The organism is Rhizobacter sp. (assembly GCA_019635355.1).
Taxonomy (GTDB): domain Bacteria; phylum Pseudomonadota; class Gammaproteobacteria; order Burkholderiales; family Burkholderiaceae_C; genus Rhizobacter.
Genome location: JAHBZQ010000001.1, coordinates 4,735,039 through 4,760,949 on the forward strand (window position 1 = coordinate 4,735,039; position 25,911 = coordinate 4,760,949).

At 69.7% G+C, this 25,911-nt stretch carries 24 protein-coding genes and 2 pseudogenes; 18 read left to right on the top strand and 8 right to left on the bottom strand.

Going from position 1 to position 25,911, the window contains the following annotated elements; genetic code table 11:
* Positions 1–46 precede the first annotated feature (46 nt).
* From KF892_21985 to KF892_22045, 13 genes are all read left to right on the top strand, one after another.
* Complete coding sequence (locus tag KF892_21985) at positions 47–1,498, top strand: sodium:solute symporter family protein (GenBank protein MBX3627696.1); 1,452 nt, start codon at positions 47–49, stop codon at positions 1,496–1,498.
* Between the two features lie 90 nt (positions 1,499–1,588).
* Positions 1,589–1,900 carry a zinc ribbon domain-containing protein gene (locus tag KF892_21990; GenBank protein MBX3627697.1) on the top strand — a complete coding sequence of 104 codons (312 nt, stop codon included), beginning with the start codon at positions 1,589–1,591 and terminating at the stop codon, positions 1,898–1,900.
* Positions 1,901–1,926: 26 nt separating this feature from the next.
* On the top strand, positions 1,927–2,580 hold the full coding sequence (locus KF892_21995; GenBank protein ID MBX3627698.1) for a DUF502 domain-containing protein: 654 nt from the start codon (positions 1,927–1,929) through the stop codon (positions 2,578–2,580).
* A gap of 95 nt (positions 2,581–2,675) precedes the next feature.
* Positions 2,676–4,466, top strand: a complete 1,791-nt coding sequence (gene aspS, locus KF892_22000) for an aspartate--tRNA ligase (GenBank protein MBX3627699.1) — start codon at positions 2,676–2,678, stop codon at positions 4,464–4,466.
* A gap of 99 nt (positions 4,467–4,565) precedes the next feature.
* On the top strand, positions 4,566–6,509 hold the full coding sequence (locus KF892_22005) for a type II/IV secretion system protein (GenBank protein ID MBX3627700.1): 1,944 nt from the start codon (positions 4,566–4,568) through the stop codon (positions 6,507–6,509).
* 19 nt (positions 6,510–6,528) lie between these two features.
* Positions 6,529–7,626 carry a response regulator gene (locus tag KF892_22010; protein MBX3627701.1) on the top strand — a complete coding sequence of 366 codons (1,098 nt, stop codon included), beginning with the start codon at positions 6,529–6,531 and terminating at the stop codon, positions 7,624–7,626.
* An 18-nt stretch (positions 7,627–7,644) separates the two neighbouring features.
* Positions 7,645–8,121, top strand: coding sequence for a dihydroneopterin triphosphate diphosphatase (gene nudB / locus KF892_22015; protein MBX3627702.1), 477 nt, complete (start codon positions 7,645–7,647; stop codon positions 8,119–8,121).
* A 12-nt stretch (positions 8,122–8,133) separates the two neighbouring features.
* Complete coding sequence (locus KF892_22020; GenBank protein ID MBX3627703.1) at positions 8,134–8,919, top strand: endonuclease/exonuclease/phosphatase family protein; 786 nt, start codon at positions 8,134–8,136, stop codon at positions 8,917–8,919.
* Positions 8,919–10,205, top strand: a complete 1,287-nt coding sequence (gene clsB, locus KF892_22025; protein MBX3627704.1) for a cardiolipin synthase ClsB — start codon at positions 8,919–8,921, stop codon at positions 10,203–10,205. Before KF892_22020 ends, clsB begins: the two co-directional genes overlap by 1 nt.
* A 127-nt stretch (positions 10,206–10,332) precedes the next feature.
* Positions 10,333–11,376, top strand: a complete 1,044-nt coding sequence (locus KF892_22030; protein MBX3627705.1) for a ligase-associated DNA damage response exonuclease — start codon at positions 10,333–10,335, stop codon at positions 11,374–11,376.
* Positions 11,373–13,070, top strand: coding sequence for an ATP-dependent DNA ligase (locus KF892_22035; GenBank protein MBX3627706.1), 1,698 nt, complete (start codon positions 11,373–11,375; stop codon positions 13,068–13,070). Before KF892_22030 ends, KF892_22035 begins: the two co-directional genes overlap by 4 nt.
* Before the next feature lie 90 nt (positions 13,071–13,160).
* Positions 13,161–14,561: a glutathione-disulfide reductase gene (gene gorA / locus KF892_22040; protein MBX3627707.1), complete on the top strand. Its 1,401-nt coding sequence runs from the start codon at positions 13,161–13,163 to the stop codon at positions 14,559–14,561.
* Between the two features lie 19 nt (positions 14,562–14,580).
* The gene (locus KF892_22045; GenBank protein ID MBX3627708.1) at positions 14,581–14,898 is read left to right on the top strand and encodes a hypothetical protein; all 318 of its coding nucleotides are present in this window, start codon (positions 14,581–14,583) and stop codon (positions 14,896–14,898) included.
* A gap of 37 nt (positions 14,899–14,935) precedes the next feature.
* Here KF892_22045 and KF892_22050 read toward each other — a convergent pair whose 3' ends face one another.
* The gene (locus tag KF892_22050; protein MBX3627709.1) at positions 14,936–15,832 is read right to left on the bottom strand and encodes a LysR family transcriptional regulator; all 897 of its coding nucleotides are present in this window, start codon (positions 15,830–15,832) and stop codon (positions 14,936–14,938) included.
* A 114-nt stretch (positions 15,833–15,946) separates the two neighbouring features.
* Between KF892_22050 and KF892_22055 the strand changes: the two genes are divergently transcribed.
* From KF892_22055 to KF892_22075, 5 genes are all read left to right on the top strand, one after another.
* The gene (locus KF892_22055) at positions 15,947–16,129 is read left to right on the top strand and encodes a hypothetical protein (protein MBX3627710.1); all 183 of its coding nucleotides are present in this window, start codon (positions 15,947–15,949) and stop codon (positions 16,127–16,129) included.
* A 31-nt stretch (positions 16,130–16,160) separates the two neighbouring features.
* Entirely contained in the window at positions 16,161–17,042 is an 882-nt protein-coding gene (locus KF892_22060; protein ID MBX3627711.1) for an EamA family transporter, read from the top strand.
* Between the two features lie 6 nt (positions 17,043–17,048).
* Positions 17,049–17,930: an EamA family transporter gene (locus tag KF892_22065; GenBank protein ID MBX3627712.1), complete on the top strand. Its 882-nt coding sequence runs from the start codon at positions 17,049–17,051 to the stop codon at positions 17,928–17,930.
* Positions 17,927–18,766, top strand: a complete 840-nt coding sequence (locus KF892_22070; protein ID MBX3627713.1) for a DUF429 domain-containing protein — start codon at positions 17,927–17,929, stop codon at positions 18,764–18,766. The genes KF892_22065 and KF892_22070 overlap by 4 nt, the downstream gene beginning before the upstream one ends.
* Before the next feature lie 105 nt (positions 18,767–18,871).
* Positions 18,872–19,711 (top strand): helix-turn-helix transcriptional regulator, encoded by an 840-nt coding sequence (locus KF892_22075; protein MBX3627714.1) that lies wholly within the window; start codon positions 18,872–18,874, stop codon positions 19,709–19,711.
* Between the two features lie 13 nt (positions 19,712–19,724).
* On the opposite strand, the gene KF892_22080 is transcribed toward KF892_22075, so the two are convergent.
* The 7 genes and pseudogenes from KF892_22080 to KF892_22110 form a co-directional block, all read right to left on the bottom strand.
* Positions 19,725–22,418 carry a polymer-forming cytoskeletal protein gene (locus KF892_22080; GenBank protein MBX3627715.1) on the bottom strand — a complete coding sequence of 898 codons (2,694 nt, stop codon included), beginning with the start codon at positions 22,416–22,418 and terminating at the stop codon, positions 19,725–19,727.
* A gap of 14 nt (positions 22,419–22,432) precedes the next feature.
* Entirely contained in the window at positions 22,433–22,840 is a 408-nt protein-coding gene (locus tag KF892_22085) for an agglutinin biogenesis protein MshP (GenBank protein ID MBX3627716.1), read from the bottom strand.
* On the bottom strand, positions 22,837–23,673 hold the full coding sequence (locus KF892_22090) for a type II secretion system protein (GenBank protein ID MBX3627717.1): 837 nt from the start codon (positions 23,671–23,673) through the stop codon (positions 22,837–22,839). Before KF892_22090 ends, KF892_22085 begins: the two co-directional genes overlap by 4 nt.
* 2 nt (positions 23,674–23,675) lie before the next feature.
* Positions 23,676–24,314 (bottom strand): prepilin-type N-terminal cleavage/methylation domain-containing protein, encoded by a 639-nt coding sequence (locus tag KF892_22095; protein ID MBX3627718.1) that lies wholly within the window; start codon positions 24,312–24,314, stop codon positions 23,676–23,678.
* A 355-nt stretch (positions 24,315–24,669) separates the two neighbouring features.
* Positions 24,670–24,771, bottom strand: a pseudogene (locus KF892_22100) (type II secretion system protein).
* Positions 24,772–25,103: 332 nt separating this feature from the next.
* Positions 25,104–25,214 (bottom strand): annotated as a pseudogene (locus tag KF892_22105) (type II secretion system protein).
* Between the two features lie 38 nt (positions 25,215–25,252).
* Positions 25,253–25,771, bottom strand: coding sequence for a prepilin-type N-terminal cleavage/methylation domain-containing protein (locus KF892_22110; protein ID MBX3627719.1), 519 nt, complete (start codon positions 25,769–25,771; stop codon positions 25,253–25,255).
* Positions 25,772–25,911 lie beyond the last annotated feature (140 nt).

Sequence of the window (25,911 nt, forward strand, 5' to 3'; positions counted from 1 at the left end):
GGCGGGCGCCGCCTTTCAGTCAACACGATCCGCGAGCCAAGGTCGAATGAACACCACCCTCATTTCCTTTGTCGTGCTGTACCTCCTGGGCACCCTGGCGCTCGGCGTCTGGGCCGGCACCCGCATCAAGAACACCACCGACTTCGCCATCGCCGGCCGCAGCCTGCCGCTGATCATGGTGGTCACCACCACCTTCGCCACCTGGTTCGGTGCCGAGACGGTGATGGGCATCCCGGCCAAGTTCGTGCAAAGCGGCCTGGGCGCGATCGTCGAAGACCCGTTCGGCGCCGGCACCTGCCTGATCCTCGTGGGCATCTTCTTCGCCGCCAAGCTCTACAAGCAGAACCTGCTCACCATCGGCGACTTCTACCGCCAGCGCTACGGCAAGGGCATCGAGGTCTTCTGCTCGGTGGCGATCATCCTGAGCTACCTCGGGTGGGTGGCCGCGCAGATCACCGCGCTCGGCCTGGTGTTCACGGTGCTCACCAACGGTGCGATGGGCGAGACGGCCGGCATGATCGTCGGCACCCTCGCAGTGCTGATCTACGTGGTGGTCGGTGGCTTCCTCGCGGTCGCCTGGACCGACTTCATCCAGATGATCGTGCTCGTGATCGGCCTCTCGATCATCGCCATCTTCGCGAGCGACCTCGCCGGCGGCTCCGACAAGGTGCTGGCCCTGGCCAGCCAGAAGGAGCTGTGGAACTTCCTGCCGCCGCCCACCTTCACCGAGATCGCAATGTTCGTGGGCGCCGGGCTCACGATGATGCTCGGGAGCATTCCGCAGCAAGACGTCTTCCAGCGCGTGATGTCGGCCAAGGACGCCAACACCGCGCGCAACGGCGCCATGATCGGCGGCTTCAGCTACATCCTCTTCGCCTTCGTGCCGATGTTCATCGTGCTGAGCGCCGTGGTGGTGATGGGCGACAGCGCCCTCGAGATGGCGAAGAACGACTACCAGCGCCTCCTGCCCACCTTCGTGCTGACGAAGATGCCGCTGATCATGCAGATCATCTTCTTCGGGGCGCTGCTGTCGGCCATCAAGAGCACCTCGTCGGCCACGCTGCTCGCGCCGAGCACGAGCTTCGTCGAGAACATCCTGAAGAACCTGCGCCCCGGCATGAGCGACAAGGAACAGCTCTTCGCCATGCGCGCCACCATCGTTGCCTTCGCCGGCCTGGTGCTGGCCTATGCCATCGCGATGAAGGGCACGCCGATCTATGACCTCGTCTCGGCGGCCTACCAGGTCACGCTGGTGGGCGCCTTCGTGCCACTGGTGTTCGGCCTCTACTGGAAGCGCGCCACCACCCAGGGCGCGATCAGCTCGGTGGCCGCCGGCATCGCGGTGTGGATCGTCTTCTTCCCGCAGATTTCGACCTTCGGCGAAGCCTTCCCCGGCCAGCTGGCGGGCTTGCTGGCCGCCATCGTGGGCATGGTCGTCGGCTCGTTGGCGCCGCAGGTTCTCAAGAACCGTCACGAAGCCCGCCAGGCCGTGGCTTGAAGCACTGAAACGCGACCCTACATAGGCACCGCACGTCGCCCGCCGGCGTGCGCCACCTATAATTTCCTGTTTTGAATCAAGGGTTTAGCCATGCCCATCTACGCCTATCGGTGTGAGGCCTGCGGCCACGCCAAGGACGTGCTGCAGAAGATCTCCGACCCCGTGCTCAGCACCTGCCCGTCCTGCGGGGCGTCGGCCTTCAAGAAACAAGTGACCGCGGCCGGCTTTCAGCTCAAGGGCTCGGGTTGGTACGTGACCGACTTCCGCGGCGGCAACAACGGCGCCGCCAGCGCCCCGGCCGCCAGTGGCGACGCCAAGCCGGCTGATGCGCCCAAGGCCGAAGCGGCCGCGCCGGCCCCGGCCCCCGCCCCAGCAGCCAGTCCCTCCAGCGACACCCCCTGAAGCGCCAGACCCCTCCAAGGAATCATGTGAAGAAATACCTGATCGCGGGCCTGCTGGTCTGGCTGCCGCTGGCCATCACGATCTGGGTCTTGCATTCGGTGCTCGGCCTGATGGACGACGTGTTCGGCGCGCTCATCTCGGGCACGCAGGCGGTGCTGCCGGCCGCGGCGCACGAGTCGCTGGAAGCGCTGCGCCGGATCCCCGGCCTGGGCGTGGTGGTGATGATCGCCGGCCTGCTGCTCACCGGCGTCTTCGCGGCCAACATGTTCGGCCAGTGGGCGCTCACGCGGGCCAACCTGCTGCTGATCAAGATCCCCATCGTCAAGTCGATCTACAGCTCGGTGAAGCAGGTGTCGGACACCCTCTTTTCCAGCAGCGGCAATGCCTTCCGCGAAGCGGTGCTGGTGCAGTACCCGCGCCACGGGGCGTGGACCATCGCCTTCGTCACCGGCAAGCCGGGCGGCGAGGCGGCCATCCACCTGTCGGGCGACTACCTCAGCGTGTACGTGCCGACCACGCCGAACCCGACCTCCGGCTTCTTCCTCATGGTGCCGCGCAGTGATGTGATCGTGCTCAACATGAGCGTCGACGAGGCGCTGAAGTACGTCATTTCCATGGGCGTGGTGGCGCCGCCGCTGCCGGTGGCCGCGCCGGAGCCGGCGCGAAACCTGCCGGGCTAGTCGGCCCGGCACCCGGCTAGCCCATTCGCCCCTAGCGCCTACACCGTTGCGCGCCCCGGCGGGCGTCGCACAATCCCCTTTTTCGGAGCAAGAACATGAGAACAACCTACTGCGGCCTGGTCAGCGAAGCGCTCCTCGGCCAGACCGTCACCCTGATGGGCTGGGCCCACCGCCGCCGCGACCATGGCGGCGTGATCTTCATCGACCTGCGCGACCGCGAAGGCCTGGTGCAGATCGTCTGCGACCCCGACCGTGCCGAGACCTTCAAGGTCGCCGAAGGCGTGCGCAACGAGTTCTGCCTGAAGATGGTCGGCAAGGTGCGCCCGCGCCCGGCCGGCACCGAAAACGCCAACCTCACGAGCGGCAAGGTCGAGATCCTCTGTCACGAGCTCGAGGTGCTGAACCCGAGCATCACGCCGCCGTTCCAGCTCGACGACGACAACCTGTCGGAGACCACGCGCCTCACGCACCGCGTGCTCGACCTGCGCCGCCCGGTCATGCAGAAGAACATGATCCTGCGCTACCGCGTGGCGATGGAGGTGCGCAAGTTCCTCGATGCCAACGGCTTCATCGACATCGAGACGCCGATGCTCACCAAGAGCACGCCCGAAGGCGCGCGTGACTACCTCGTGCCCAGCCGCGTGAACGAAGGCATGTTCTTCGCGCTGCCGCAGTCGCCGCAGCTCTTCAAGCAGCTGCTGATGGTGGCCGGCTTTGACCGCTACTACCAGATCACCAAGTGCTTCCGCGACGAAGACCTGCGTGCCGACCGCCAGCCCGAGTTCACCCAGATCGATATCGAGACCAGCTTCCTCAACGAGGAAGAGATCCGCGGCATGTTCGAAGGCATGATCCGCACGGTCTTCCGCAGCACCATCGGTGTCGACCTGCCGGGCTACCCGGTGATGACCTATGCCGATGCGATGTACCGCTTCGGCTCCGACAAGCCCGACCTGCGTGTGAAGCTCGAGTTCACCGAGCTCACCGACGTGATGAAGGATGTCGACTTCAAGGTCTTCTCCGGCCCTGCCAACGCGAAGGACGGCCGCGTGGTCGCCCTGCGCGTGCCGGGTGGCGGCGAGATGAGCCGCGGCGAGATCGACGCCTACACCGAGTTCGTGAAGATCTACGGCGCCAAGGGCCTGGCCTGGATCAAGGTCAACGACGCCGGCAAGGGCCGCGAGGGCCTGCAATCGCCGATCGTGAAGAACATCCACGACGCCGCCATCGCCGAGATCATCGCGCGCACCGGCGCGCGCAACGGCGACCTGATCTTCTTCGGTGCCGACAAGGCCAAGGTGGTGAACGACGCCATCGGCGGCCTGCGCATCAAGGTCGGCCACAGCGAGTTCGGCAAGAAGAACGGCCTCTTCGAGGACAAGTGGGCGCCGCTGTGGGTGGTCGACTTCCCGATGTTCGAGTACGACGACGAAGGCGAGCGTTGGAACGCGGTGCACCACCCGTTCACCTCGCCGAAGGACGGCCATGAGGACTACATGGACACCGACCCGGGCAAGTGCATCGCCAAGGCCTACGACATGGTGCTCAACGGCTGGGAACTGGGCGGCGGCTCGATCCGTATCCACCGCGCCGAGGTGCAGAGCAAGGTCTTCAGCGCGCTCAAGATCGGGCCCGAGGAAGCGCAAGCAAAGTTCGGCTTCCTGCTCGACGCGCTGCAGTACGGCGCCCCGCCGCACGGTGGCCTCGCGTTCGGCCTCGACCGCCTGGTCACGCTGATGACCAAGGCCGAGTCGATCCGCGACGTGATCGCCTTCCCGAAAACCCAGCGCGCGCAAGACCTGCTCACCCATGCGCCGAGCCCGGTCGACGAGAAGCAGCTGCGCGAGCTGCACATCCGTCTGCGCAACCCGCAGGCGGTGGCTTGAAGACGTAGTTCTCACTTCACGGGGTGTCGGGCCGGTGGCCTGCCCCCCGCTTGATCCTGGTTAAGGCGCGGCGGTACCGGCGCGGCCAGCATGGTCTCCATGACCTTGCTGCCCCCAGCTGACCTCGACACCGTCCCCGACGGCCTGCACGTCTTGCCCGAACGCGAGGGCCGGCGCCCGCAGCAACGCCCCGCCACCGCGGAGGAGCTCTGGGCCCTGCTGCGCGCGGCCCGCCCCGAGGTCGAGAAGGCGGCCCGCCTGGGCGAGGCCCTGCGCCTGGCCGGGCTGATCGACCAGGGCACGCTGCACCGCGCGCTCGAATTGCAAAGTCGCCCCGGCGTGCACCGGCTGCTCGGCCGCATCCTCGTTGAGCAAGGCGCCTTGTCGGAAGTGCAGCTGCGCATGGCACTCGCGCAGTGGCTGGGTGTGCGGGTGATCGACCCGCGCGACTTCACGCCCGAGCCCGAGGCGCTCAAGCTTGTCTCGCGCGCGCTCGCCGAGCGCGAGGCGGTGCTGCCGCTGATGCTGCGCGACGACGCACTCGTGGTGCTGCTCGCCGACCCGTGGGACACGACCCTGCTCGACCAGCTGCGTTTCGTGACGCAGCGCCGTGTGGTGGTGGTGATGGCGGTGCCCGGCACGCTGATGCCCGCCGTGCACCGCGCCTATGCCGCACTGCGCCTGGCGGCCCTGCCACCGTCGGCCGAGACGCGGGCCGTCACCGTCGACGCACTCGCGAGCGAGCTGCGCGACGCCGCCGAAGCCAGCGACACGCACGACACCGACGTCGTCTCCGAGTCCGACAACACGCTGGTGCGCATGATCAACACCATCATCCAGGAGGCCATCCACCGGCGCGCGTCCGACATCCACATCGAGACCGCCGATGCCCCGCGCCAGGTGCGCGTGCGCCTGCGCATCGACGGTGACCTGGTGCCGCTCGTCGAGCTGCCGCCCAAGCTGCGCTTCGCGGTCGTGGCGCGCCTGAAGATCATGGCCGACCTCGACATCGCCGAGCACCGCAAGCCGCAAGACGGCAAGATCGACTTCGCCCGCTTCGGCGGCCCGCACGTCGAGCTGCGCATGGTCACCGTGCCCACCTCGCGCGGCCTCGAAGACGTGGTGCTGCGCCTGCTGAGCGGCTTGAAGCCCATGCCGCTCGACGACGTGGGCCTCTCCACCGCCAACCTGCAGGCGCTGCGCGAGGTGGCGAAGAAGCCCTACGGCCTCATCCTCATCTGCGGCCCCACCGGCTGCGGCAAGACGACGACGCTGCACTCGGTGCTGCGCGACCTCAACACCGAGGGCCGCAAGATCTGGACGGCCGAAGACCCGATCGAGATCACGCAGGACGGCCTGCGCCAGGTGCAGATGAACCCGCGCATCGGCTGGACCTTCGCGAACGCGATGCGCACCTTCCTGCGCGCCGACCCCGACGTCATCATGATCGGCGAGATGCGCGACGAAGAGACCGCGCGCATTGCCATCGAAGCCTCGCTCACCGGCCACCTGGTGCTCTCGACGCTGCACACCAACTCGGCGCCCGAGAGCATCACGCGGCTGCTGGAGATCGGGCTCGACCCGTTCAACTTCTCCGATTCGCTGCTCGCCATCCTCGCGCAGCGGCTGGTGCGCCGGCTGTGCGTGCACTGCCGCGAGCCGCGCACCGCCAGCCCCGAAGAGCTCGAGCACCTCGCGGGCCTCTACCTCGGCGCGAGCGCAGGGGCCGAGGCCCACGGGCGCCAGGCGCTCGTGGCGCAGTGGCACGACGAGCATGCCGACACCGATGGCCGTGTGCTGCTCTACCGCAGCCGCGGCTGCGACCACTGCGATGGCCACGGCTACCACGGCCGCATGGGCATCCACGAGCTGATGCTCTCGGGCGAGACGGTGCGCGCGCACATCCGCCGCCGCGAGAGCGCCGCCGTGCTGCAGGCCGACGCCAAGGCCTCGGGCATGAAGACCCTGCGGCAGGACGGCATCGCCAAGGTGCTGGCCGGCCTCACCGACCTGCCCGAAGTGCTGGCCGCCACCAGTGAATGAACGAACCCCGGAGAACACCATGAGCTATGACGCCCGCCACCCCGATGCCCCGCAGGCCGCGCCCGCCGTGGGCGGCATGCCCCACCTCACCGTCGGCCACCTGCGGCCGGACCTGCTGCACAAGGTGGGCGAGACCTATGCGGTGGCGTTGTCGCGGCTTCAATCGCAACTCGCCGGCACGCCCGACGCAGCGCAGGTGCAGGCCGCGCTCGCCGAGGTGTCGCGCCTGGAGCGCCTGGGCCTGCAGATCCAGGAGATCGCCCGCGTGCTGGCCGGCGAGGGCCGCTGGGTCACCGAGCGGCTCGACCTCGGCGAGGCGGCGCGCAAGGTGGCGTCGTCATGGGCGCCGGCGGCCCAGCGCCGCGGCGTGGCGCTTCAGGTGCAGGAGGGCCGCGCGCCGGCCGAGGTCAACGCGCCCGTGATCGAGCAACTGCTCGAGCTGGGCCTCGAGTACGCCCTGCACATCGGCCAGCGCGTCGAGCTGCGCGCGGCGGTCGACGGCCACCCGCCGCAGCCCGCGCTCTGGTTCGACATCCAGCGCAGCGCCCGGCACCACGGCGCCGACCAAGCCAACGACATCGACGACCTGCAGTGGCTGCTCTTCGTCACGCTGGCGCGGGCGAGCGGCATGTCGCCGCAGCGCCTGCTCCTGGGCGAGCGGGTGCAGTTGCGATTGGCCCTGGTGGCCGAGGGCGCGCCTACCGCACCGAGCCCGGCGCTGCTGCCCACCACGCCGGTGGCGGTGGGCCGGCGCGTGTTGCTCGTCGAGCCGCAGGAAGCGAGCCGCGTGCAAGCCGAGCAGCTGCTGGGCGCGGCCGGCATGCGCGTCGACGTGGCGGCGCGCATCGATCAGGCGCAGGGCCTGCTCGGCACCTCGCTGCAGACCCGCCTGCCCGACCTGCTGTTGACCGGCGTGCCCGCGCACGACCCCGCCTGCCAGTCGCTCATCGAGGCGCTGCGCGCGATGCAGCCGCGGCTGCGTGTGGTCGAGCTGGTCGACGACGACAGCGCGTTTGCGTTCTCGGTGCCGGGCACCGACCTGCCTGCGCGCGTGGGCCGGCACACCCTGCCACGCACCCTGGTGCCGGCGCTGTCGCAGGAGCTCGATGCGGTGTGAGGCGGCTACAGTCGACGCATGCCCGCGAGCGCGCCACCCAAGCCCCCGAAGATCCCTGAATCGGTGCTGGTCGTCATCCACACCGACGACCGGCAAGTCCTGCTGCTGGAGCGGGCCGACCGCCCCGGTTTCTGGCAAAGCGTGACCGGCTCGAAAGACCGTGTCGACGAGCCGCTGCAGGAGACGGCCATCCGCGAGGTCGGCGAAGAAACCGGCATCGTGATCGGTTCGCCCGAGGTGCCTCTTTCCAATCTGCGCGACTGGCAACTCAGCAACGTCTACGAGATCTACCCCGTGTGGCGGCACCGCTATGCGCCGGGGGTCACGCACAACACCGAGCATGTGTTCGGCCTGCGCGTGCCCGGTGGAACACCCGTTGCCCTCGCACCCCGTGAACACCTACGCTACCAGTGGCTGGACTGGCGCGAGGCCGCCGATCGGTGCTTCTCGCCGTCCAACGCCGAGGCCATCCTGCAGCTGCCACAGTTCATCTGACGTGACGACCACATGACACGAGGCGCCAGCTCCATCACCCAGCACCCGAGCCACATCCTGCGGGTGGCCACCTACAACATCCACAAGGGCGTGCGTGGCATCGGCCCGCGCAAGCGGCTCGAGATCCACAACATCGGCCTGGGCATCGAAGCGCTCGATGCCGATCTCGTCTTCCTGCAGGAAGTGCGCAGTTTCAACAACGCCGAAGCGCGGCGCTTCCCCGACACGCATTTCGGCTGGCCGCGCGTGCCGCAGGCCGACCACCTCGCGCCCGAAGGCTACGACGTGGCCTACCGCACCAACGCCTACACCGCCGATGGCGAGCACGGCAACGCCTTGCTCTCGCGCTGGCCGCTCGACGAAGACATCGGCCACCACGACGTGTCGGACCACCGCTTCGAGCAGCGCGGCCTGCTGCACGTGAAGATCGACTGGCACGGCCAGGTGGTGCACGGCATCGTGGCCCACCTCGGGCTCATGCATTCGAGCCGTGTGCGCCAGATCGAGCGCATCGCCGCCTTCATCGCCAACCAGATCCCCCACCACGAGCCGGTGGTGCTGGCCGGCGACTTCAACGACTGGGGCGAGAAGCTCGACGTGCCCGTGCGCGAGATGGGCCTGCAGCGCGCCGAGCAGGGCACGCCGCAACGCACCTTCCCGTCGCGCGTGCCGCTCTTCTCGCTCGACCGCATCTACACCCGCGGCTTCCGCTGTGCCGCGACCTTCGTGCCGCGCGGCAACGTGTGGGCGCGCATGTCCGACCACCTGCCGCTCGTGGCCGAGCTCGAACTGGCCTGATGACCGAGGAGACCCGTACCCGGCGTGCCGCGCTGATGCGGGTGACCAACCCGACGGTCTACAGCGGCGGTAACCATGCGCGGCTGCTGCGCGGCGGTGATGCGCTGTTCCCGGCGATGGTGCGTGCCATCGAGCAGGCCCGGCATGAGGTCTGGGTTGCCACCTACATCTACGACAACGTGGCGAGCGTCACCGCGCTCACGCAGGCGCTGGCCGAGGCCGCCGAGCGCGGCGTGCACGTGAAGCTCGTCGTCGACGGCTTCGGCTCGCGCGCCAACCTGCCCGAGCTGCGGCGTGCGCTGAGCGAGGCCGGCGTGCAGCTCACCGTCTTCCGCCCGATGGACCGCTGGTGGGCCTGGCTGCAGCCAAGCCAGCTGCGCCGCCTGCACCAGAAGATCTGCGTGGTCGACGGGCGGGTGGCCTTCGTGGGCGGCATCAACCTGCTCGACGACTGTTATGACCAGGTGCACGGCTGGAGCGACCAGCCGCGGCTCGACTTCGCCGTCGAACTCGCCGGGCCCGTCGTCGCGCCCATCGAGCAGGCCGTGCGGGCCTTGTGGACGCGCGCCAACGTCGGCCGCAACTTCGCCAAGGAGATGGCGGCCCTCGCGCGCAGCGCCGAGCCGGTGGCGCGTGCCCGCCGCCTGTTGCGCCGACTGCGCATGCCCAAGGGGGCGCGGGCCGGCGAAGAGGTGGGCGACCTGCCGCCGGTGCGCGCCGCCTTCGTGATGCGCGACAACCTGCGCCAGCGCCGTGCCATCGAGCGCAGCTACATCCACGCCATCCGCAAGGCCAAGACGCGCGTCGACCTCATCTCGCCCTACTTCTACCCCGGCCGTGCCTTCATGCGGGTGCTCATCAACGCGGCGCGGCGCGGCGTGCAGGTGCGCCTGCTCCTGCAGGGCAAGGTCGACTACCGCATCGCCGCGGTGGCGGCGCAGGCCCTCTACGACCAGCTGCTCAGCAGCGGCGTGAAGGTGTACGAGTACACCCCGGCCTTCCTGCACGCCAAGGTCGGCCTCGTCGACGACGAATGGGCCACCGTCGGCAGCTCCAACATCGACCCGCTGTCGCTGCTGCTCAACCTCGAGGCCAACGTCGTGATCCGCGATGCGGACTTCGTCAACACGCTGGCCCAGGAGTTCGACAACGCGGTGTCGGCGTCACGCGAGATCGACCCGGCGCATGCGCGGCGGGCGAGCCTGCGCGGCGTGTTGCGGCGAGGCTTCGTGGCGTGGGTGGCGCATGTCTATCTCCGTGTCGCCGGCATCACGGGCAGGTATTGAGAACACTCCCGTTCGCCCTGAGCCTGTCGAAGGGCCACGCGGTGCTCCATCGCTGCCCTTCGACAGGCTCAGGGCGAACGGGGGAGGTCCGTCGGCGCGGCCTGCCATTTGCTGATATGGCTTCATGATGCCTGCCGACCTCATCGTCCAGCGCCCCGAAGGCCTCTACTGCCCGCCTGGCGACTTCTTCATCGACCCGTGGCGGCCGGTGCCGCGGGCCGTCATCACGCATGCGCATGGCGACCATGCGCGCATGGGCAATGGGCACTACCTCGCGTCGCAGAAGTCCGAAGGCGTGCTGCGCTCGCGGCTCGGGGCCGACATCCACCTGCAGACACTCTCCTACGGCGACACCGTCGACCACCATGGCGTGCGCCTGAGCCTGCACCCGGCCGGCCACGTGCTCGGCTCGGCGCAGGTGCGGCTCGAACACGGCGGCCAGGTGTGGGTGGCCTCGGGCGACTATTTCGTCTCGGGGGCCGACGACCACAACACCGCCTGCGAGCCTTTCGAGCCGGTGCGCTGCCATTGCTTCATCACCGAGTCGACCTTCGGCCTGCCGATCTACCGCTGGCAGCCGCAGCGCGAGGTGTTCGGCGACATCAACCGCTGGTGGCAGCGCAATGCCGAGGCGGGCCGCGCGAGCCTCTTGATGGGCTACAGCTTCGGCAAGGCGCAGCGCATCCTGGCGGGGGTCGATGCGAGCGTCGGGCCCATCGTCACGCACGGTGCGGTCGACCCGTTGAACGAGGCCTACCGTGCGGCGGGCGTGGCCTTGCCGGCCACGCACCGTGTCACCGATCTCGACAAGGCGGCGCTGTCACGCGCGCTCGTGGTGGCGCCACCCTCGGTGCAGGGCTCGGCCTGGGCGCGCCGCTTCGGTGACGCGAGCGATGCCTTCGCGAGCGGCTGGATGCAGCTGCGTGGCGCACGCCGCCGCCGCGCGGTCGACCGCGGCTTCGTGCTCAGCGACCACGCCGATTGGCCGGGACTGCAGCGAGCCATCCGCGAGACGGGGGCCGAGCGGGTGATCGTCACGCACGGCTACGAAGCGATCATGGTCCGCTGGCTGCAAGAGCAGGGGCTGCAGGCGGAAGCGTTTGAAACCGAATACGACGACGAACGGGTCGACGCCGAGAAGCCGGCCGGCGACGTCGAGAGCAACGAATGAAGAGATTCGCCCAACTCTTCAACGAACTCGACGCGAGCACGGCCACCAACGCGAAGGTCGACGCGCTGAAGCGCTACTTCGACGAGGCGCCCGACGCCGACGCCGCCTGGGCGGTGTATTTCCTCTCAGGCGGCAAGCCGCGCCAAGTCGTCGGCAGCGGCGTGCTGAGCGAACTCGCGCGCCGCATCGCCGGCATCGAGCCCTGGCTCTTCGACGAGTGCTACCAGGCGGTGGGCGACCTCGCCGAGACCATCGCCCACGTGCTGCCGACCGCCGAGCACACGAGCGACGTGGGCCTGGCCGAATGGGTCGAGCAGCGCCTGCTGCCCTTGCGTGCGGCCATGCCCGAGCAGCAGGCCGAGCGCATCGCCGGCTACTGGGGCGAGCTGGATGCGACCGGCCGCTTCCTGCTCACCAAGCTCATCGGCGGCGGATTTCGCGTGGGCGTGAGCAAGCTGCTGGTGCAGCGTGCGCTCGCCGCGCATGCCGGGCTCGACGCCAAGCTCGTGGCGCAACGCATGATGGGCTACACCGACAAGACCGCGCGGCCCGATGCCGCGGGCTATCGCTCGCTGCTCGCACCGGCCTCGGTGCAGACGGCGGCCGATTCGGGCCAGCCGTATCCCTTCTTCCTCGCCCACGCGCTCGAGCAGCCGCTTGCCGAGTTCGACACGAAGCTCGGGCCAACCAGCGACTGGCTGGTCGAGTGGAAGTACGACGGCATCCGCGCGCAGGTGGTGCGCCGCGCCGGCAACATCTGGGTCTGGTCGCGCGGCGAAGAGCTCGTGACCGAGCGCTTCCCCGAAGTGATCGCGATCGCCGGCCAGTGGCCGGATGGCACGGTGGTCGACGGCGAGATCCTCGTGTGGAAAGACGGCAAACCGGCGCCCTTCAACCTCTTGCAGCAACGCATCGGCCGCAAGCTCTTGGGCAAGAAGATCCTGGCCGACGCGCCCGTGAGCTTCATGGCCTACGACCTGCTCGAATGGCAGGGCGAAGACATCCGCGCCTGGCCGCAGCACCGGCGCCGCGAAGGCTTGCTGGCGTTGCCGGGGCTGATGGTGTCGCCCACCGTCGAGGGCAACAGCTGGGCGGAACTCGAAGCGGTGAGGCAGGAGTCGCGTGCGAGAGGCGTCGAGGGCTTCATGCTCAAGCACCGCGACGCGCGCTACGGCAGCGGCCGCAAGAAACAGGAAGGTTTGGCCGCCGGCACCTGGTGGAAATGGAAGATCGCGCCGCTCTCCGTCGACTGCGTGCTCATCTACGCCCAGGCCGGCCACGGCCGCCGCGCGAGCGTCTACACCGACTACACCTTCGCGGTGTGGAACCGCCAGCCGGTCGATGCCGAGGAGGCGAAAGCCGTGCTCGACGCCATCGAGCGCCGCGAGCCGGCGCAGCCCGACGGCCTTCAGCTCGTGCCCTTCGCCAAGGCCTACTCGGGCCTCACGGACGAGGAGTTCCGCGACGTCGACCGCGTGATCCGCGCCACCACGCTCGAGAAATTCGGCCCGGTGCGCAGCGTCAGGCCGACGATGGTCTTCGAGCTCGGCTTCGAGGGCATCAACCACAGTTCCCGCCACAAGAGCGGCATCGCGGTGCGATTCCCCCGCATGCTGCGCATCCGTTCCGACAAGCCGCTGCACGAGGCCGACACATTGGCGACACTGCAAGCTTTGATGAGCCACAGCGACTGAGGGGCTTCGACAGGCTCAGCCCGAACGGGCGGGGTGTGCAAACCTTCCGTTCGGGCTGAGCCTGTCGAAGCCCTTCCGAAAAGGACCACCATGCTCTCTTACGACTGCGATCTCTTCGTCATCGGCGCCGGCAGCGGCGGCGTGCGCGCCAGCCGCATGGCCGCACAACGCGGCGCTCGCGTGGTGGTGGCCGAAGCCGGCGCGCTGGGTGGCACCTGCGTCAACGTCGGCTGCATCCCGAAGAAGCTCTACAGCTACGCCGCGCACTTCGGCGAGTGGGCCGAACAATCGCACGGCTTCGGCTGGGTGGGCGAGGCCCCGCGCTTCGACTGGGCGGTGCTCAAGCAGCGCCGCGCGGCCGAAATCAAGCGGCTCAACGGCGTGTACGAAGGCTTGCTGAGCGGCGCGGGTGTGCAGCTGCTGCGCGGCTGGGCGCGGGTGATCGACGAGCACACCGTGGCCGTCGATTGCGCCGGCGGCGAGCAGCGCATCCGTGCGCAGCACATCCTGCTGGCCACCGGCGGCGCGCCGGTGAAGAGTGGCCTGCCGGGTGACGAATGGGCGAAGAGCTCCGACGACATGTTCGACCTCGACCCCTTCCCCAAGCGCCTGGTGGTGGTGGGCGGTGGCTACATCGCCTGCGAGTTCGCGTCCATCTTCCGGGGCCTGGGTGCCGAGGTGACGCTGGTGCACCGCGGCACGCACCTGCTGCGCGGCTTCGACCAGGAAATGGCGGTCTTTCTCACCGGCGAGATGCGCAAGAAGGGCGTGAAGGTCTGCCTGGAGACGACCATCACCGAGGCCACGCAGCACGGCGCGGTGCAGCGCCTGCGCCTCAGCAACGGCGAGTCGATCGAGGCCGACACCGTGCTGCACGCCACCGGCCGCCGCGCCCGCACCGAGGGCCTCGGCCTGGAAGCGCTGGGCATCCCCGTCAACAAGGACGGCACCGTGCCCGTCGACGACCGCCTGCAGACGAACGTGCCCTCGGTGCATGCCCTCGGCGACCTGGTGGGCCGCAAGGCGCTCACGCCGGTGGCGCTGGCCGAGGCGATGTACCTCGTCGACCGCCTCTTCGGCCCGGTGACGGGCAAGCTCGTGCGCCAGCCGATCGACTACGACCTCGTGCCGACCGCCGTCTTCACCCACCCCAACGTGGGCACCGTCGGCCTGAGCGAAGAGGCCGCCCGCCGCGCCTACCCGAGATTGCGCGTGTACCGCGCCGAGTTCAAGGCGCTGCAGCACACGCTCAGCGAGAGCACCGAGCGCACGCTGATGAAGCTGCTGGTCGACGATGCGAGCGACAAGGTCGTGGGCCTGCACATGGTCGGCCACGACGCGGGCGAAGTGGTGCAGGGCTTTGCGGTGGCGATGCAGGGTGGGCTCACCAAGGCGGTGTTCGACCGCACGCTCGGCATCCACCCGACGGGCGCCGAGGAGTTCGTCACCATGCGCGAGGTGCTGCGGGTGGTGGAGGCCGACCAGCCCTGATCGGGGACACAATCGGCGCATGTCTCCGGAGCTTCTCTTCGCCACGGCCATCGCCGGCGCCGCCTTCCTCGGCGGCCTGCTGTGGGTGCGCCGGCGCGGCCCGAAGACACGCAACGTGGCCCACAAGGGCCGGCGAGACGCCCCCACCCCGACCAACCTGCGCTACACCTGTGCTGGTTGCGCCGGCCAGTTCACCCACTCGCGGCGCACGCTCTCGGCGCGCGAGAAAGGCGCCAAGAGCTTCTACTGCAACGCCTGCCACACCCGCTCGCTCACCGTGCCCAAGCCCAAGCCGTGGCAGCTGGTGAAGAAGGGCGACAAGAAGGCGGGCAAGTAGGTCGACAAGCAGGCCGACAAGCAGGCGCGGCGGGCTCTCAGCTCGCGAACCACTCCACCCAGTAGTCGACGCAGGCCTTGATCTTGGGCAGCCGGTGGCGTGTGCCCGCGGTCACGGCGTAGACGGGGCTCGGCTGCCGGTCCACGAACTCCGGCATCACCGGCACGAGCCGGCCGTCCGTCACCAGCGGCTCGGCAGCGATGGTCGAGAGCCGGCCGATGCCCAAGCCCATCAGCACGAGGTTGGCCGCCACCGCCGTGTCGTTGGCGCGCCAGAAGCCGCGCGCCGGCAGGTTCATCGCCTGGCCGTCGACGACGAAGGGCCACAGGTTGAGGTTGGTGGCGGCGGAGTTGGTGATGAGCTTGTGCTGCTGCAGCTCGTCGGGGTGCCGCGGCGTGCCGGCCTGGGCGAGGTAGGCGGGCGTGGCGTAGAGCGCGCGGCCGTGCGTGCCGATCTGCCGGGCCACCACGGTGTCGGGCAGCGGGCCGCTGGTGGTGCGCAGGGCGATGTCGATGCCGTCGCGGGTGATGTCGGCCAGCCGGTCGCTCACCTCCAGCTCCACCTGCACGCGCGGGTGGCGTGCATGCAGGCCGGGCAGGCTGGGCAGCACGCGGTACTGCGCCATCACCGTGCTCGCCGCCACGCGCACCAGGCCGCTCGCCTCGCGCGACTTGGCGCTGAACTCGCCTTCGAGTTCGTCGAGCGAGCCGGTGATGCGGTGGCAATAGTCGAGGAAGGTCTCGCCTTCGGGCGTGAGGGCCAGCGCGTGGGTGGAGCGGTGCATCAGCTTCACGCCGGTGGTCTTTTCGATGCGCGCCACGGTGCGCGAGACCTGGCTCACCGGCACGTCGCGCTCGCGCGCCACGGCCGAGAGCGTGCCGAGCGAGGCCACGCGGGCGAAGAGCTTCAGGTCGTCGAAGGTCAGGCCGTCCATCGGGCGATGGTAGGGGCCACGGTGTTGCAGCCGCTGCAAAGCGGATTTCCGCCGCGTGGGCTGTCGCCGACGAGGGCGCGTGCCTAGAGTCATTTCACCTCTGGGAGACCTGCCATGCCGGACCTCGATCGCCGTTTCGACCGTCAACTTCTCCAGCTCGCCGCCATGCAGCGCGCCCAAGCCCTGCGCGACGAAGCGCTCGACGCCGCCTGGCTCGGCCTGCGCCGCGCCGTGAGCCGGGCGGCATCCGCGCTGCTGCGGGCCGCGCCCATCGCTCGGCGCCCCAGCCGGGCATGAGGCGTGGGGCGCGGGCACAATCCCGTGCTTCATGTCCGCCCCCGCGCTTGCCCTCGTCCTCGTTGCCGCGCTCCTGCATGCCCTGTGGAACGTGGTGGCCAAGAAGGCCGGGGGCGACGGCCGCTTCGCGCTCATCGTGGCGTGCTTCATCGTGGTGGTGTGGGCGCCGGTGGGGCTCTGGGCCGGCTGGGACGCGGTGCCGCGCTGGGGCTTCCCCGAGTGGGCGCTCATCGTGGCCAGCGGCGTCACGCACCTGGCGTACTTCCATGTGCTGCTGCGGGGTTATGCGGCGAGCGACCTCACCGTGGTCTACCCGGTGGCGCGCGGCACGGCGCCGCTCGTGGCCTCGCTCGGGGCGGTGCTGCTGCTCGGTGAATCGCTGAGCACGCTCGGGGCGATCGGGGTGCTGGCCGTCACCGGCGGCGTCTTCCTCATCGCCGGCGGCCCCGGCCTCTGGGCCAAGGCGCACGACCCGGCGCAGCGCGCGCGGGTGATGGCGGGCCTGCGCTGGGGTGGCGCCACCGGCCTGCTCATCTCCGGCTACACCCTGATCGACGGTTATGCGGTGAAGGTGTGGCTGATCTCGCCCATCCTCATCGACTACTTCGGCAACTTCGCGCGCATTCCCTTCATGCTGCCGATGGCGCTGCGCAACCCCGCGGCGGTGAAGGAGGCGTGGCGCGCGCAGTGGAAACATGCGCTGGTGGTGGCCACCATCAGCCCCTTGGCCTACGTGCTGGTGCTGTATGCGGTGACGCTCGCGCCGCTGTCGCACGTGGCGCCGGCCCGCGAGGTGTCGATGCTCTTTGCGGCGCTCTTCGGCGGGCGGCTGCTGGGCGAGGGCGACCGCGGGCTGCGCATCGCCGGGGCGCTGTGCATCGGGCTCGGCGTGGCCGGGCTGGCGCTGGGCTGACGCGGCATGTCGCTCGCTGCCTTGAGCCTCGTGATCGCCGCAGCGCTGCTGCATGCGCTGTGGAACGTGGTCGCGAAGAAGGCCGGTGGCGATGCGCGCTTCTCGCTGCTGCTCACGGGCTTCCAGGTGCTGCTGTGGTCGCCGCTGGGCCTGTGGGTGGGCTGGGAGGCCGTGCCGCGCTGGGGCGTGGCCGAGTGGTGCGCCGTGGTGGCGAGCGCGTTCGCCAACCTCGTGTACTTCCACACCCTGCTGCGCGGGTATGCGCAGAGCGATCTCACGGTGGTGTACCCGGTGGCGCGCGGCACCGGCCCGTTGCTGGCCTCGCTGGGCGCGCTCGTGCTGCTCGACGAATCGATGGGCTGGCTCGGTGCCCTCGGCCTGTTGCTCGTGATCGGCGGCATCTTCCTCGTGGCCGGTGGCACGGCGGTGTGGACGAAGGCGCAGGATGTGGCGCAGCGCCGCCGTGTGTTCGCAGGTGTGGGCTGGGGCGCGGCCACCGGGCTGTGCATCGCCGCCTACACGCTCATCGACGGCTATGCGATCAAGGTGCTGACGATCCAGCCGGTGCTCTTCATCTTTCTCTGCAACGTGGTGCGGCTGCCGATGCACATGCCCGCGGCGCTGCGCGACCGGCCGGCGTTCTTCGAAGCGGCGCGCGCGCAATGGCGGCATGCGCTGCTGATCGCGGTGATGGCGCCGCTCGCCTATTTGCTGGTGCTGTATGCGGTGCAGATGGCACCGGTGTCGCACGTGGCGCCGGCGCGCGAGATGTCGATGCTCTTTGCGGCGCTGCTCGGCGGCAAGCTGCTCGGCGAAAGCGACCGTGGCCTGCGCATCGCCGGCGCGCTGTGCATCGGCCTGGGCGTCGCCGGCCTCGCGCTGGGATGAACACCATGCAACTCGCCGGCATCGACTTCACCAGCCGCCCGACGAAGCGCAAGCCCGTCACGGTGGCGCTGGGCGAGCTGCAGCATGGCGTGGTGAAGCTCACCCGCCTCGACCTGCACGAGCGCTTCGAGGCGCTCTCGCTGTGGCTGCACAGCCCAGGGCCGTGGCTCGCCGCTTGCGACTTCCCCTTCGGCCTGCCGCGCGAGCTGGTGCTGGCGCTCGGCTGGCCCACCGAGTGGCGGCCCTTGATGCAGCACTACGCATCGCTCTCGCGCGAGGAGATCCGCGACACCTTCGCCACCTTCTGCGATGCACGCCCGGTGGGCGCCAAGTTCGCCCACCGCGCCTGCGACGTGCCCGCGGGCTCGTCGCCGTCGATGAAGTGGGTCAACCCGCCGGTCGCCTACATGATGCATGCGGGCGTGCCACTGCTGCTCGAAGCGGGCGTGCACCTGCCGGGCCTGCATGCGGGCGACCCGCAGCGTGTGGCGGTGGAGGGTTACCCGGGCCTGCTCGCCCGCGAGCTGATCGCGCGGCGCTCGTACAAGAGCGACGACAAGGCCAAGCAGACGCCCGACCGCCTGATCGCCCGCAAGGACCTGGTCGACGCGCTGGAGCAGGGCCGCAGCCGGCTCGGTGTGCGCTTGCGCCTGTCGCACGCGCAGCGCGACGCGCTGGTGGCCGATGCCTCGGGCGACGCACTCGACGCCGTGCTGTGCCTCGTGCAGGCCGCGTGGGCGAGCACGCAGCCGGGCCACGGCATGCCGGCCGATGCCGACCCGCTGGAAGGCTGGATCGCGACCGCCGTGGGGGCAGGCCCTGGGCCGCGAGGGTAATTCCCGGGGGCTGAGCGGCTATTTCATACAAGCGGCCCGGCCCGAGGCCCCGAATGATCGGCATCTGTTGCGAACGGATGCCCTCTCATGGTGAACCCTCAGTTGATGAGTTCTGCCCAGCCCGCCGCCCTGTCGGCTGCGTGCGTGCACGACCGGCGCCTGCATGTGGTTCGCGACGGTTTCCTCTACGCCGGCACCATCGACGAGGTGACGACCCAGCGGCACTCGGTGGTGCTCTACCTCGCGCTGACCGACGAAGACTTCGAGATCCACCTGCCGCAAGCGAGGCTGGCTGCGCGGGCGGCCGTGCTGAGCCCGGGCGTGCGCAACCGGGTCGTGGGCGGCGCGGGGCCGGTGGCCTGCATCGACATCGGGGCCACGCATCGCCATTTCAGCCGGCTCGCGCGGGCCGGCTTCAGCGCGCAGGCGTGGCCGGCGGGGCACTTCAAGGTGGCCTTGCGGGCGCTCACGGCGTTTGGCGAGGGCCGCCTCACCCACGCGCAGGCCGACGAGCTCTACACCTGGCTGGCCGAGCTCGCGATCGACCGCACCCCGGCGATCAGGCCGACCGATGAGCGTGTGCGCGAGGTGATGCGGCTGCTGCGGCGAGACCTCGACTCGCCGACCTGCGAGCTGGCGGCGGCGGTGGGGCTGTCGGAGTCATGGCTCGTGCACCTCTTCCACCGCGAGGTGGGCATCACCCTGCGCCAGTACGAGCGCACGCTGCGCCTGCAGCTCGCCGCCGCGTACCTGAAGAGCGGCGTGAGCCTCACCGAAGTGGCGGCGATGGCCGGCTTCGCCGACCTGGCGCATTTCTCCAAGATGTGGAAGGTGCACTACGGGTTCGCGCCGCAGCGGGCGTTCGCGGGCGACGAGATCTTCATCGACCCCATTCCCTCGCCTTCGTGCGTCGAGCTTTCGTGCATCGAGCCGCGGCCGCACTGAGCGGCGCGCAGCGTCAGTACATCTCGCGCAACTGGATCAGCGGTGACTTGTACTGGCCGAAGCTGAAGCGCGCGCTCGGGTTCTGGTCGTAGGTGCTGCCGCCGGGGGCTCGGCTCTGCAGCCAGGGCAGGTTGGCCGGCACGGCGGCGGAGGTGGCCGCGCCGACCGCGCTGCAACGCACCGCGCCAGCCGTGATGGAGGCGCCGAGCTGCACGGTGCCGTCGACGCTGCCCTTGTTGCCGTTGCCCGGTGCGGCGAGCCGCATGACCGCGCGGCCACTGCTGACGCTTGTGCTGCTGGCGGTCGGCGCCGTTTCGCAGGCCGCGAGGCTGCCGCGGAAGTTGGCGAGCGACAGGCTGCTCGTGGGCAGCGTGGTGCACTGGTCGGCCGTGTTGGTGACGAAGCCGGTGCCGTTCCAGTATTGCGTTTCCACCGGCACGGCGAGTGCGACGAGCTCGCTGCCATAGGCGCTGCCGAGCTTGAGTTGGCCGTAGCGGAATTCGCCGCCCGCGTCGAAGGCCATGTCGGCGAAGGTGACGCTGCCGGTGATGCTCTCGTTGGTGGCGATGCCGCCGGTGGTTTCCGACGTGTCGGTGAGCGACCAGGTCGTGTCGATGCTGTAGGCGCTGGCCAGCAGCGGGCTTTGCGGGGTGGTGGCCGATCGGGTGAGCGAGAGCGACTCGGTCGAGGCGGTCACCTGGACGTCGGCCACGGCGTTGCCGAGGTAGCTGGCCGTGAGCGTGCTCATCGCGCCTGAGGTCGTGAGGCCGAGGCTCGTGGGTGTGGTGGCGTAGGCGGTGCCCGGCTGCAAGGTGGCGAACTTGGTGCTTGGGTAGTTGAGCGTGGCGGTGCCCGAGGCGTTTTGCGCGGTGACGTTGGCCCGCGGCAGCACCGCGTAGCCGAAGGGTTGGCCGAAGTAGGTGAAGCTGCGCGCGGCGCAGGTGCTGCCGAAAGTGCGCAAGAGCGGCGTCGTGGTGACGGTGATCGCAAAACGGTCGGGCACGAAGCGGCCGACGGTGAGCGTGCCCGACGTGATGTTGCGCTCGGCGGCGGTCGAGCCGTCGGCCGCATCGACGTTGGCGAAGCTGCTGTCGACCAGCTGGAGGTTGAACGCGCCAGCTTCCGAGTAGGTCGCGCTGTTGGTGCTGACCAAACCGGCCGAGGTGGTGGGGCTGTAGGCCATCGCGCCCAGCGTGCCGCCACAGGCTGACGATGGGGTGCCGCAGTGGCTGAGGCTGGTGGTGGGTGTGCCGGTGTAGAGGGCCGTGGTGGTGCCGGCACTGTTGACCGCGGTGGCACGCACGGTGAAGGGCCGGCCCGCCTTGTGCACGAAGTTGCCCGACAGGGCCGTGCTGAGGGGCGCGGCCGTGCTGGTGAGCGAGCGGGTGGTGCCCGCGGTGCTGCTCGTGGCGTCGGTGACGGAGAAGCTCGCGAAGCTCGCCGGTCGGATCGCGAAGTTGTCGGTGCTGCAGCCGGTGACGGTGGCCGTGCCGGTGTCGGGGTAGCTCACGCGGATGCGCGCGTTGGGGAAGGCCTCGGCCACGGTGAGGCTCACGTTCTTGCGGCCGGCGTCGGACGCGGCGAAGTTGAGCGTCACGGCCGAGGTGCCGCTCGCGACCGTCCAGTTCGGGTTGCAGCCGGTGCTGGCGTTGACCGTGCCGGCGGTGCTGCTCGCGTCGAGCACTTCGACCCGCACGTTGCCGGTGAAGCTGGTCTCCACGCCGGTGCCGGCCGTGTTGACCGCGACCACCGCCACGCTGAAGGCGGTGCCCGAGACCTTGGTGCGGATGACGCCACTCGTGCTGCCCGCGGCGGTGCTCGTCTCGAAGGCATTGAAGCGCGCGGGTGGCGTGGTGGGCGGCGTGCCGCTGCACAGCGCCGGCATGGCCGCGCCGCTGCCGTTGGTCACGCAGCTCGTGCTGCACGAGCCGAGCGCGCCGCAGCACACGCCGCCGTTGGCGCGGTCGGCCCAGTCGAGGCGCAGGTTGGCCGAGCCGGTGGTGCGCAGACATTGCGAGGCCTGGATGTTGCCGCGCAGGCGGATGCTGCCGCCCGCCGTGACCGAGGCGGCGAGCGTGGCGCCGTAGCCGATGTCGACGTTGCCGGTGGTGGTGATGCTGCTGCCCTGCAGGAACGCACGGCCGTTGGTCGTGAGCGTGGCGGCGCTGATGTTGCCGGAGATGCGGGCGTCGTACTCGAGTTGCAGTGCGCAGTTGCAGCTCACGTTGCCGGCCACCTGCGTGATGCCGCCGATGGTGATGGCGCCGCTCGTGCTCGTGATGTTGCCGGCCACGGTGTTGTCATAGCCCAGCGTGATGGCGCCGGTGGTCGTGGTGATGCTGCCGCCAAACGTCACCTGCGTGTCGGTGCTGTTGACCACCGTGGCCTGCACGTTGGCGTTGATCACCGCCTGGTAGTCGGTCGTGAGCGTGCCGTTCACGCGGATCGTGAGGTTGCTGGCCGAGCCGCCCTGGTTGATGCGGGCGTTGCTGGTGTTGAGGTTGCCATTGACGGTGATGGTGGCGGGCACGACCCCGGCGATGGTGACGGTGTCGTTGTAGGCCAGGCTGCCGCCGGGGCAGGTGTAGTTGCCGTTGCTGCCGGTGCAGCCGGTGGGCATGTTGCCGGGGAACGTGTAGTTCACGGCCAGTGCCGGCAGGCTGCTCAGCAGGAGCAGCAGGGCGAAGACGTGGCGGATCAGCGTCATGGCGTGCGGTGCATTCAGCGGTTGGTCACCACGGCTTGCAGCTGGCGCTCGGCGTAGTCGTGCTGGCCGAGCGTGCCGGCGGTGGCCGTGGCGGTGATCTGGTAGACGGTGTAGTCGGTACCGCCCTCGTTGAGCCCGCTGCTTGCGTTGCAGGCCACCTGCACCGAGAAGCCGGTGGCGGCCACGGCGCCGGGCAGGGCGGCCGAACCCGAGCAGCTGCCGTTGACGAGGGCCTGGTAGGCGCCCCATTCCATGCCCGCGCGCGCGGCGTAGTAGGCGCGTGCGCCGAGCGTGTCGCGCACGGCGCTGATCTGCTGCGAGTTCGACATCGAGACCATCAGCCCGCCGAGCAGCGCCAGCACCACCATCAGGAAGATGGCCGACACCATCGCGAAGCCGTGGTTGCGGTGAAGCGCTCTCATGGCGAGCCCTCCACCTGCACCTGCTGCAACAGGTGGATGCTTTCGCCGCCGCTCGTGAGCGTGAGGCGCAGCGTCACCACCGCGTTGCGCGTGGTGGCGCTCGCGCTGTAGGTGAACGAGCAGGCGGCGACCCAGCCGGTGACGAGTGCGTTGTTGGCGCCGGTCTGGCTCGCGAGCGCCGACGTGGGCTGCACGTTCTGGATGGCGTAGCCCGCGTAGCGGCGCAGGCTGCCGGCGCCACCGGGCACCGGCGAGCAGCCGAAGCTCACCGGCGTGCCGACGATGTGGAAGCGCTGGTTGGGCGAGGCGTAGGGGAACTGCGTGCCACCCACCGTGTAGCCGAGGGTCGACAAGGCGCTGCCGAAGGTCGTGAGCGCACGCCGGCTCGTGCCTTCGTAGGCATCGGCGCCGGGCAGGCCGAGGTTGTGCACCACCAGCTGGTCGCCGGCCACGGCGGTGACGGTGGGGCCGAGCACGTCGAAGCTGTTGTCGCTGGTGGAGCCGAAGTCGAGCACGTTGCCGGTGTTGGTGGCGCTCAGCGCCGCGCGGTAGCGCCCGGCCGAGCGCACCGGCAGGAATTCGATGAAGGTGCCGCTCGCATCGACCCGCACGCTGTTGGGCAGGGCGGTGCGCAGCTCGCGCGCCATGCGGCGCAAGGCCAGGTCGGCCGCGTCGGTGAGCTCGGTGCGGCGGCCGAGGTCGACATACGCATCGATGGGCTGGCGCACGAAGGTCGACACCATCACGCCGACGATGCCCGTGAGCATGATCACGAGCACCGCCTCCAGCAGGGTAAAGCCCCGTGCGTGGTGAAAGGGTGAGGTGCGCCGCATGGTCAGCCGATGCTGTTGGGCGCGTAGCGAAAACGATAGCCGGTGAGCGTGATCGTCTCGCCCTTGCCGGTCACCTGCACGTCGACCCGCAGCGCCGCATCGGCCGCGAGGCCGAAGCCCGCCCCGGCGCGCGTGACGCTCACCGACACCGAGTAGCCGTCGAGCGCGACGATGCGGTTGCTGCCGTCGTCCATGCCGTAGATGACGCCGTTGCTGGCGTAGCCGTGGTAGTCGGCCACGTTGTCGAACGGGTTGGTCGCGTTGAAGCGGCCTTCGGTGGCCGGCTGGGGCCCGAGCGTGCCGCCGCCCTTGTCTTGCGAGCCGCCGGCACCGCCCGTGCACCCGGCGGTGCTGCTCGGCGGCGTGGCGCCTTCGTTGGCGGTGTCTTGCGGGTCGCAGTAGGTGAAGGGCTGCGCGAGCACCTCATTGAGCATGGCCTCGGCGATGGCGACCGCCTGCTTGCGCACCATCGGGTCGGCGCTGTTGCGCACGCTGTTGTTGTAGACCATCAGCACGCCTGCCACCGAGACGCTGATGATCATGATGGCCAGCACCAGCTCGATCAGCGACAAGCCGCGCTGGCCGGTGCGTGCTTCAGCGCACGATGCCGGTTTCAGGCTCGATGGTGAGGGGCGTGGCATTTCCGGTCACCGAGATCGTGAGGGCGGTGGTACGGGGCGTCGAGGGGGCCGACATCGGCCGGCCCAGCGCATCGAAGATCACGCTCGTGGGCGTGGACACCGGCGCCTTGCTGGGCAGGGCGTTGTCGGCGTGGCTGTAGGCGAGGTTGTTGCCGGGGTTGAGCACGGCGTTGCCGGCGGCGCACGACTGGTCGGCCCCGGCGCTGCCGGCATAGGTGACGGTGAGCTGCGTGGCGCCGACCGTCACGCACACGTTGCGCCGCATCGCAATGGCCGACTTCTGCGCATAGCGCAACGCGGCCCCCACGAAATCGCGGGTGCCGCGGGCCGAGAACTGGTCCATGTCGAACATGCGGGGCACGGCGACCACCGCGAGGATGCCGATCACCATCATCACGATGACCAACTCGGCCAGCGTGAAGCCGGCTTGCTTGCGCATGAGCTTGCTCGTCGCCAGGCCGCGCGGGCCCGGCTTGCGCGCGCTCAGCGGGCGCAGAAGACGCTGGCGGTCGAGGCGGTGACGCCGGTGCCGCGCGGCGTCACGGTGCACGAGACGCTGGTCGCGGCGCCCGAGCAGTCGCCCGTGCCGCTGACCTGGAACTCGTTGTCGTTCGCCGGGGCCGCCGCCACCAGCGTGACGCCGGAGACGAAGTTGCCCATCAGCGCGGCGGTGCACACGTTGGCCGCGTTCAGCACGACGGCGTTCGAGTTGCCGGCCTGGCGGGCAGCGTAGTTGATCGACGTGCCCGACGAGATCGCGCCGGCCACGCCCTTGCCGGCGGCGGTGCGTGCATCGCCCGACAGGTCGGTGAAGCGCGGCACGGCCACGGCGGCCAGCACGCCCAGGATGATGATCACGACCACCAGTTCGATCAGGGTGAAACCACGTTGCTTGTTCATGAGAGATCTCCTAGAGAAAGAGCGAGGGATGCAACGGCTCAGCATCCGGATGTCACGGGAACGGAAATGGCCGCCGCCGTCGTGGCGTCCAGGGCTTGGGAATAGGTGAAGCTGCAGGCTTCGGGGTCAGTCGCGTCGGCGCGCATGAAGACGGTCTTGCCGCCCTCGTGACGCACGCGGTAGCGCGCGGCCGGCATCTCGGCGGCGGTGAGGCCGAAGGTCTGCGCGGGGCCGGCTGCGGGGTAGCCGTGCTGCGTGGCGACGAGGCCGTGCTCGGTGCACACCGTGCCGGCGCCCTGGAGGTGGTTGTCGGCCGTGCGACCACCGGCGCAGGGCGTCGGGTCGGGGGCGCCCTGGCGCAGGCGCGCGGCGATGTTCACGAGCGTCACGCGGGTGCTCACGATGCCGTGCAGATAACGCAGCTCGCCGATGCGGGCGCTGCGCTGCAGCTGGGCGATGCGCGGCAGCATCACCGCGGCCAGGATGGCCAGGATGCTCAGCGCAACACTCAGTTCGATCAGCGTGATGCCCTTCATGGGGGTGCTCGGTCCGTACATGCCTTCGATCGTCCGTGGCCCGGGCGCTGGCGCTCTTTCGAACAACAGTGCAAACCACGGCTTGTTCCACGCGGGCGCAATGCCGCCCCGCACGGTCTGCCCGGTCTATCGGTTGGGGTTGCTGGCTTCTTGAACCGCAA

What these genes read in the sequence shown, in the direction of transcription:
- KF892_21985 (MBX3627696.1), top strand. Translation starts at nt 47, where the DNA reads ATGAACACCACCCTCATTTCCTTTGTCGTGCTGTACCTCCTGGGCACC.
- KF892_21990 (MBX3627697.1), top strand. Translation starts at nt 1,589, where the DNA reads ATGCCCATCTACGCCTATCGGTGTGAGGCCTGCGGCCACGCCAAGGAC.
- aspS (MBX3627699.1), top strand. Translation starts at nt 2,676, where the DNA reads ATGAGAACAACCTACTGCGGCCTGGTCAGCGAAGCGCTCCTCGGCCAG.
- KF892_22005 (MBX3627700.1), top strand. Translation starts at nt 4,566, where the DNA reads ATGACCTTGCTGCCCCCAGCTGACCTCGACACCGTCCCCGACGGCCTG.
- KF892_22010 (MBX3627701.1), top strand. Translation starts at nt 6,529, where the DNA reads ATGAGCTATGACGCCCGCCACCCCGATGCCCCGCAGGCCGCGCCCGCC.
- nudB (MBX3627702.1), top strand. Translation starts at nt 7,645, where the DNA reads ATGCCCGCGAGCGCGCCACCCAAGCCCCCGAAGATCCCTGAATCGGTG.
- KF892_22020 (MBX3627703.1), top strand. Translation starts at nt 8,134, where the DNA reads ATGACACGAGGCGCCAGCTCCATCACCCAGCACCCGAGCCACATCCTG.
- clsB (MBX3627704.1), top strand. Translation starts at nt 8,919, where the DNA reads ATGACCGAGGAGACCCGTACCCGGCGTGCCGCGCTGATGCGGGTGACC.
- KF892_22030 (MBX3627705.1), top strand. Translation starts at nt 10,333, where the DNA reads ATGCCTGCCGACCTCATCGTCCAGCGCCCCGAAGGCCTCTACTGCCCG.
- KF892_22035 (MBX3627706.1), top strand. Translation starts at nt 11,373, where the DNA reads ATGAAGAGATTCGCCCAACTCTTCAACGAACTCGACGCGAGCACGGCC.
- gorA (MBX3627707.1), top strand. Translation starts at nt 13,161, where the DNA reads ATGCTCTCTTACGACTGCGATCTCTTCGTCATCGGCGCCGGCAGCGGC.
- KF892_22045 (MBX3627708.1), top strand. Translation starts at nt 14,581, where the DNA reads ATGTCTCCGGAGCTTCTCTTCGCCACGGCCATCGCCGGCGCCGCCTTC.
- KF892_22050 (MBX3627709.1), bottom strand. Translation starts at nt 15,832, where the DNA reads ATGGACGGCCTGACCTTCGACGACCTGAAGCTCTTCGCCCGCGTGGCC.
- KF892_22055 (MBX3627710.1), top strand. Translation starts at nt 15,947, where the DNA reads ATGCCGGACCTCGATCGCCGTTTCGACCGTCAACTTCTCCAGCTCGCC.
- KF892_22060 (MBX3627711.1), top strand. Translation starts at nt 16,161, where the DNA reads ATGTCCGCCCCCGCGCTTGCCCTCGTCCTCGTTGCCGCGCTCCTGCAT.
- KF892_22065 (MBX3627712.1), top strand. Translation starts at nt 17,049, where the DNA reads ATGTCGCTCGCTGCCTTGAGCCTCGTGATCGCCGCAGCGCTGCTGCAT.
- KF892_22070 (MBX3627713.1), top strand. Translation starts at nt 17,927, where the DNA reads ATGAACACCATGCAACTCGCCGGCATCGACTTCACCAGCCGCCCGACG.
- KF892_22075 (MBX3627714.1), top strand. Translation starts at nt 18,872, where the DNA reads ATGAGTTCTGCCCAGCCCGCCGCCCTGTCGGCTGCGTGCGTGCACGAC.
- KF892_22080 (MBX3627715.1), bottom strand. Translation starts at nt 22,418, where the DNA reads ATGACGCTGATCCGCCACGTCTTCGCCCTGCTGCTCCTGCTGAGCAGC.
- KF892_22085 (MBX3627716.1), bottom strand. Translation starts at nt 22,840, where the DNA reads ATGAGAGCGCTTCACCGCAACCACGGCTTCGCGATGGTGTCGGCCATC.
- KF892_22090 (MBX3627717.1), bottom strand. Translation starts at nt 23,673, where the DNA reads ATGCGGCGCACCTCACCCTTTCACCACGCACGGGGCTTTACCCTGCTG.
- KF892_22095 (MBX3627718.1), bottom strand. Translation starts at nt 24,314, where the DNA reads ATGCCACGCCCCTCACCATCGAGCCTGAAACCGGCATCGTGCGCTGAA.
- KF892_22110 (MBX3627719.1), bottom strand. Translation starts at nt 25,771, where the DNA reads ATGTACGGACCGAGCACCCCCATGAAGGGCATCACGCTGATCGAACTG.